At 67.4% G+C, this 6,885-nt stretch carries 5 protein-coding genes; 4 read left to right on the forward strand and 1 reads right to left on the reverse strand.

Annotated features, from left to right (window positions below):
* The first annotated feature begins 84 nt into the window (after positions 1 to 84).
* From egtB to AC5P76_RS12105, 4 genes are all read left to right on the forward strand, one after another.
* The gene (egtB, locus tag AC5P76_RS12090; RefSeq protein ID WP_128987799.1) at positions 85 to 1,356 is read left to right on the forward strand and encodes an ergothioneine biosynthesis protein EgtB; all 1,272 of its coding nucleotides are present in this window, start codon (positions 85 to 87) and stop codon (positions 1,354 to 1,356) included.
* A complete protein-coding gene (gene egtD / locus AC5P76_RS12095; protein WP_053520052.1) occupies positions 1,353 to 2,327 on the forward strand; it encodes an L-histidine N(alpha)-methyltransferase in 975 nt (324 codons plus the stop codon). Before egtB ends, egtD begins: the two co-directional genes overlap by 4 nt.
* 85 nt (positions 2,328 to 2,412) lie before the next feature.
* Entirely contained in the window at positions 2,413 to 4,578 is a 2,166-nt protein-coding gene (locus AC5P76_RS12100) for a lytic murein transglycosylase (RefSeq protein WP_253118423.1), read from the forward strand.
* On the forward strand, positions 4,575 to 5,132 hold the full coding sequence (locus tag AC5P76_RS12105) for a DUF2628 domain-containing protein (protein ID WP_128987796.1): 558 nt from the start codon (positions 4,575 to 4,577) through the stop codon (positions 5,130 to 5,132). The genes AC5P76_RS12100 and AC5P76_RS12105 overlap by 4 nt, the downstream gene beginning before the upstream one ends.
* Here the strand turns inward: AC5P76_RS12105 and AC5P76_RS12110 are convergent.
* Positions 5,129 to 6,319: a benzoate/H(+) symporter BenE family transporter gene (locus AC5P76_RS12110; protein ID WP_128987795.1), complete on the reverse strand. Its 1,191-nt coding sequence runs from the start codon at positions 6,317 to 6,319 to the stop codon at positions 5,129 to 5,131. The two genes, AC5P76_RS12105 and AC5P76_RS12110, sit on opposite strands and share 4 nt — an antisense overlap.
* Between the last annotated feature and the right edge of the window lie 566 nt (positions 6,320 to 6,885).

Here is a 6,885-nt window from a genome sequence, read left to right on the forward strand (position 1 = left end):
ACCGGTTACGCGACGGCATCGATGTGAACGGCGCGATGTCACGCCATGACGTTGCGCTCACCCGCACCGCTGGATGCTGGCTGCATGGACAGCGCTACCGTCGCCGTCGCTGCTCCGCAGCGTGAACTCGCCCACCGCTATGCGCAGACGCGCGCCCGCAGCGTGCTGCTGGCCGAACCGCTCAGTGCCGAAGATGCGATGCTGCAGAGCATGGCGGACGCCAGCCCGAGCAAATGGCATCTGGCGCACACCACGTGGTTCTTCGACCGCTTCGTGCTGGCCGGTCTATCTGGCGCACCGGCATGTGACCCCGCGTGGGACTACCTGTTCAACAGCTACTACAAGAGTATTGGACCGGCGCATGCCAGGCCGCAGCGTGGCCTGCTCTCGCGCCCGTCGCTTCAGCAGGTACTCGATTACCGGCAGCAGGTCGATGCACACCTCCTGACGCGTCTCCGCGATGGTGATCTTGACGATGAAGCCCTGCAGCATCTCCAGCTGGGCCTGCAGCACGAGCAGCAGCACCAGGAGCTGCTGCTGACCGACATCAAGCACGCGCTCTGGTGCAATCCGCTGCATCCGCCCTACCGCCAGGACCTGCGCGCCGCCGTCAGCGCAGCCAGTCCGCTGGGCTGGATCGAATCTCCCGAGCGCATCGTCACCGTCGGCGCACCGGCATGGCCACAGCACGCTACCTTCGCCTACGACAACGAATCGCCACCGCATCGCGTGCTGTTGCCGGCCCACATGCTGGCTGATCGACCGGTCTGCAACGCGGAGTACCGGGACTTCGTCGAAGCCGGCGGTTACCGCGATCCGCGCTGGTGGCTCAGTGAGGGCTGGGCTCTGCGGGAAAGCGAGGACTGGCAGCATCCACTCTATTGGGATGACGCCCTCCAGCGCGAATACACGCTCGGCGGCTGGCGTGACCTCGACGCGCATGCGCCGGTGTGCCATCTCAGCTACTACGAAGCCGATGCGTATGCCCGCTGGGCCGGTGCGCGCCTGCCCAGCGAATTCGAGTGGGAGGCCGCCGCGACGTCGCAGCCGATCGCCGGCCATTTCGCCGAGGACGATCATCTGCATCCTGCTGCAGCACAGGGCAGGGGACTGCGGCAGCTGTTCGGCGACGTCTGGGAATGGACCGGCAGCGCCTATGGCGCGTACCCCGGATTCCGTCCGTTCGCCGGCAATCTGGGTGAGTACAACGGCAAGTTCATGTGCGGGCAGTGGGTCCTGCGCGGCGGCAGCTGTGCCACCCCGCGCGGGCATGTGCGCGCCAGCTACCGTAACTTCTTCATGCCACCTGCGCGCTGGCAGTTCTCCGGCCTGCGCCTGGCGAGGGATCTGCCGTGAGCACCGTACAGGATGCGCTGCAGGCGCTGACCGATCTGACGCCCAGCCGCGAGCAGATCCTCGCCGACACACTGGCCGGACTGTCGCGCACTGCGCGCCAGCTGCCGTCGAAGTACTTCTATGATGCGCGCGGTTCACGCCTGTTCGAACAGATCACCCACACGCCGGAGTACTACCCCACGCGCACCGAGCTGGCCCTGTTGAATCGGGTGCTGCCGGATATCGCACGCGTGGTGGGCCCGCGCCTGCACGTGGTCGAGCTGGGCAGCGGCAGTGGTCGCAAGACCGCGCTGTTGCTGGCCGCGCTGCAGGATCCCGTGGCCTACACCCCCATCGAGATCTCCCGGGCGGCGCTGCTGTCGAGCATCGATCACCTCGCTCCCGCGCTTCCCGACGTGGAAATGCTGCCGGTCTGCGCTGACTTCACCCGGCCGGTGGACGTGCCCGCACCGGAGCGCGAGCCCGCGCGGCGCCTGCTGTTCTTCCCGGGGTCCACGCTTGGCAACTTCGCCGGCGAGGACGCCCTCGCCCTGCTGCGGGCCATGCGTCAGACCATGGGTGACCACGGCCTGGCCCTGATCGGCATCGACCTGCACAAGGACCCCGCGCTGATCGAAGCCGCCTACAACGACGCCGAAGGCATCACTGCGGCATTCACCCTCAACCTGCTCGTCCGCCTCAACCGTGAGGTGGGCAGCGACTTCGATCTGGACGGCTTCCGCCACCGTGCCCGTTACAGCACCGAACGTCTGCGCATCGAGACCGATCTGGTCAGCCAGCGGGCGCAGGACGTCCACCTCGATGGCCGCACCTTCCACTTCGAGGCCGGTGAGGCGATCCGCGTCGAGTACAGCCACAAGTACACCGATGACGGCTTTGATGCGCTGGTGCGGCAGGCCGGCCTGCAGGTTGCGCAGCGCTGGGACGCTGACAGTCCAGCTTACGGCCTGCGGCTGCTGCGTACGCTCTAGAGAGGCCAACGGCCGGCAACTGCTTCAGCATCGCCGGTCGCTCAGCCTCTAGTATGGTGTCAGCACCGGCAACACGGAGGACGCCATGCCCACCCTGACCGCACTCGGCCTGGCCGCGGCACTGGCCGCGCCGTCAACGGCGCCCGACCTGACCCCGCCCGATCCCGCGTTCACCCGGTGTCTGGCACAGCTGCAGGCAACGGCAGCTACCCAGGGCATTGCCGCAGACCGCTTCGGTGCGATCACCGCCGACCTGCGTCCTGATCCCAGCGTGCTCGGCTTGCTGGATGCGCAGCCCGAATTCTCCACCCCGATCTGGGACTACCTGGCTGCACTGGTGGACCGCCAGCGCGTCGACGATGGACGGGCCATGCTGCAGCAGCACCGCGACCTGCTTGATCGCATCGCCGCGCAGTATGGCGTCGATCCGGTCACCATCGTCGCCGTCTGGGGCGTGGAGAGCGACTATGGCCGTGTATTCGGCAAGCGTCCGCTGCTGCAGTCGCTGGCGACGCTGTCCTGCGCCGGCCGGCGGCAGGCGTTCTTCCGTGGCGAACTGCTGGCCCTGCTCACGCTGATCGATCGCGGTGATCTGCAGGCTCAAGGTCTGACCGGGTCCTGGGCCGGCGCGTTCGGCCATACGCAGTTCATGCCCAGCACCTACGCACGCATCGCCGTCGACGGCGATGGCGACGGTCGCCGTGACCTGGTCGGCAGCATTCCCGACGCACTGGCGTCCACCGCCAACTACCTCAAGCGCGCCGGCTGGCGCACGGGAGAACCGTGGGGCATGGAGGTGCGTGTTGCCGACGGCTTCAATACCAGCCTGGCCGGCCGTACCCAACGCCGGTCACTGGCTGAATGGCGTACGCAGGGCGTGACAGCGCTGGACGGCAGCGCGCTGGCTCCGGCGGGTCTGGCTGCCGGCGCGCGGGCGGCACTGCTGCTGCCCGCCGGCATCAAGGGGCCGGCCCTGCTGGTGTTCCGCAACTACGATGCGATCTACAGCTACAACGCCGCCGAAAGCTATGCGCTGGCGATCGCGACGCTGGCTGATCGCCTGCGCGGCGGCAGCGGCCTGGCCACCGCCTGGCCGACCGATGACCCCGGGCTGGGCCGTGATGAGCGCCGTCAGCTGCAGACCCTGCTGCTGGCGCGGGGGCATGATATCGGTACCGCTGATGGCATGATCGGCACAGCCAGCCGCCGGGCGATCCAGGCCGAACAGCGCCGCCTGGGATGGAGCACGGCCGATGGACGAGCCGGCCAACGCATCCTGCGCGCGCTGCAGAGCGCGGCGCCGCCTGCGGTGGCCTCCACCCGCTTCACGCTTCCCAGCAACTACAGTGCCGTGCAGTCGCCGGCCATACGGAGTCGATCCAACGTGCAACAGATCCAGGGCGTACGCAGTGGCCAGTTCCAGGGGCTTGATGCCTGGCTGGTGGAAACCCCCCAGGCCACCGCAGCCATCAGTGTGTTCGGCGGCCAGCTGCTCTCCTTCGTACCCAAGGGGCAGCCCGATCTGCTGTGGCTTTCGCCACGCCGTGCCGCATTGCCGACCCCCATCCGCGGCGGCAGCCCGGTGTGCTGGCCGTATTTCGGGCGACAGGGGCAAGGCGACGATGTGCCCGCGCATGGTTTCGTGCGCACCCTGCCGTGGGAGCTGAAGGAGGCCCGCCGGCTGGACGACGGCAGCATCGAACTCGTACTGGCTCCCCCTGCATTGGACAACCTCGCCCTGCGCCTGGCCATGACCCTGCGCATCGGCCGTGAACTACGGCAGCAGCTGGTGACCGACAATCCCGGCACCGTGCCGGTGACGATCACCCAGGCGCTGCACAACTACTTCCGCGTGGGCGATGCCAGCAAGGTCGAAGTCGATGGCGTGGACGGGCTGGAGTATCTGGACAAGTTCGAGAACTATGCACAGGCGCGGCGCCAGCAGGGCCCGTGGTCCCTGCGCGATCCGCGCGACCCGGGCCGCAGTGACCGCATCTATACCGGGGCAGGTGGCCACTACGTCCTGCGCGATCCGGTGCTGAAGCGTCGCATCACGATCCGTACCGAAGGCAGCCGCTCGCTGGTGGCCTGGAATCCTGGCGCGGAAGCGGCAGCGAAGATGGCCGACGTGGGAGACGGCTGGCGCGATTACGTCTGCCTGGAAGCGGCCAATGCCGGGCCCGACGTGATCACCATCGCACCGGCCGGTCGCCACGTGCTGGTACAGACCTTGTCCAGCTCGCCACTGTGAGTGGACATCCCGCCACGGATGGCAATCCCTACGCTGCGCCGGTTGCCGGCGATGCGCCGTCGAGCCTGGACGCCGCAATGGCGGTCTATGACCGTCATCCACGGCTCGCCCGCGTGGTGGCCGACAACTTCGCTGTCTATGCCGAGTTGTGGCGGCTGCGTCGGGATCCGCCGGGCTGGCCGCGTCCCTGGAACTGGGCCGCGTTCCTGTTCGACTTCAAGTGGCTGCTGTACCGGCGTATGTACGGCATGGCGGTGGCCTACGTCCTGATCAGCATGGTGGGGGGTGCCGCCATCGTGCTGGCCGGAATGGACGACGCGGCGATATGGGGGTTGACGTTGGCCTTGAAGATCGCAGTGTCACTGGCGGCCAATGCGCTGTATCTGCGCCGCTGCAGGGCGGTGATCGCCCGCGCCGAAGCCGCCGGCGCGGGTGACGGCGCACGCGTCGAGGCCTATATCGACCGGCGCAGCGGCGTCAGCCGGCTGGCCCTGGGCCTGGGCATCGTGTTCAGCGTCGCACTGCAGGCGTTGGACCTCTTCGGCGGCGCCTAGCTGCGGGGCTCACGTGGCCGCAGGACCAGCAGGCACAGCGCGCCAGCGACCAGCCCCCAGAAGGCGGAACCGATACCGGCCAGCGACATCCCCGACGCAGTGACCAGGAAGGTGACCAGTGCCGCCTCGCGGTCGCGCTCCACCGCCAGTGCGCTGGCGAGGCTGTTGCCGATGGTGCCGAACAGTGCGATGCCAGCCACGCAGGCCACCAGCTCCCGCGGGAACGCGGCGAACAGTGCGGCCACGGTGGCGCCGAACAGGCCGATGACGATGTAGAACACACCTGCCGCCATCGCCGCGGTGTAGCGCCGGGCAGGATCCTCATGGGCATCGCGGCCCATGCAGATGGCTGCGGTGATCGCGGCCAGGTTCAGCGCATAGGCACCGAAGGGGGCCAGTACCGTGTTGACCACGCCGATCCAGCCGATCAGCGGCGATACCGGGGCGTCGTAGCCGGAGGCGCGCATCACGGCGACGCCGGGAATGTTCTGCGAGGCCATGGTCACCACGAACAGGGGCAGGGCGATGCCTGCCACGGCAGTCCACGACAGGGAGGGGGTCACCCACTGCGGGACCGCCAGCTGCAACTGCAGCTGCTGCGCGTGCAGCAGACCGCGGCTGGCTGCGACCGCGATGCCAACCAGCAGGGTCGCGATCACGGCGTAACGCGGGAACAGGCGCCGGCCAGCCAGCCAGGTCGCGAACATCGCCAGGGCAAGTACCCTCTGGCTGTCCATTGCGACGAACACATCCAGGCCGAAGCGCAACAGCACACCGGCCAGCATGCCCGCCGCCAGCGCCATCGGCACACGTTGCATGAGCCTGGCGAAGATGCCGGAGAAGCCGGCCAGCATTGCCAATGCCGCAGCAAGCAGGAACGCGCCTGTCGCCTCGGAGAGCGAAGCGCCGCCGGCGCCCACCACCAGCATCGCGGCACCGGGCGTCGACCACGCGGTGACCACCGGTACCCGATAGCGAAGTGACAGCCCGATGCAGGTCACGCCCATGCCCAGTCCCAGCGCCCACATCCAGGATGCGATATGGGCCTGATCGGCACCGACCGCCTGCGCGGCCTGGAACACGATCACCGCCGAACTGGCGAAACCCACCAGTACGGTGATGAAGCCGGCAACGATCGCCGGCATCGATAGATCCCGCCACCATCCGTGGCGCACCTGCGTACTCATTGCCTGCTCTCCCGTGTGCATCCCTGCATTGATAGCGCCTGCGGCGTTGCCCGCGCAACGCGCGGGCAACGCCGCAGTGAACATCGAGTGCGCGCATCGGCCGGCACAAGCGCCAGCGCTGTCATTGTCCTGAAAGAAAGTGGTTGACGAATCCGGCAGGATCTCTAGAATTCGCTCCCTCGCTGCAGCGCGATGCTTCCCCGGAAGCAGCACGCAGAAGCGACGCCACGCCGGCGGACGAGATGATCGAACGAAGGTGTTGACGGACTCGAAAAGTCCGTCATAATAGGCGGCTCGCAACGACGAAAGCCTCTTGGGGCCAACGACGAAGCAGCTCCGGCAACAACGTCCACCCCGGTGCGGCGACCTTGAAAAAGGTGTTGACGAAGCGGAAAAGCCGGCTATAATGGGCGGCTCGCTACGAGGGAAACTTCGCAGCACACGGGAACGGCGCTGAGGCCACTTCCCCGGATCTTTGAAAGTATGCGCAGGTATCTTGTGAAGGCGCCTGCAGGAAGGATGACTGTCCATCTTGCAGACGTTTGATCAAGCAACTATTAATTGTT

It is taken from the genome of Stenotrophomonas sp. YJH_SMC_36 (assembly GCF_059369935.1).

Bases quoted from the DNA above. Each gene is read 5' to 3' on its own strand.
- egtB (WP_128987799.1), top strand. From the start codon at position 85: ATGGACAGCGCTACCGTCGCCGTCGCTGCTCCGCAGCGTGAACTCGCC.
- AC5P76_RS12100 (WP_253118423.1), top strand. From the start codon at position 2,413: ATGCCCACCCTGACCGCACTCGGCCTGGCCGCGGCACTGGCCGCGCCG.
- AC5P76_RS12110 (WP_128987795.1), bottom strand. From the start codon at position 6,319: ATGAGTACGCAGGTGCGCCACGGATGGTGGCGGGATCTATCGATGCCG.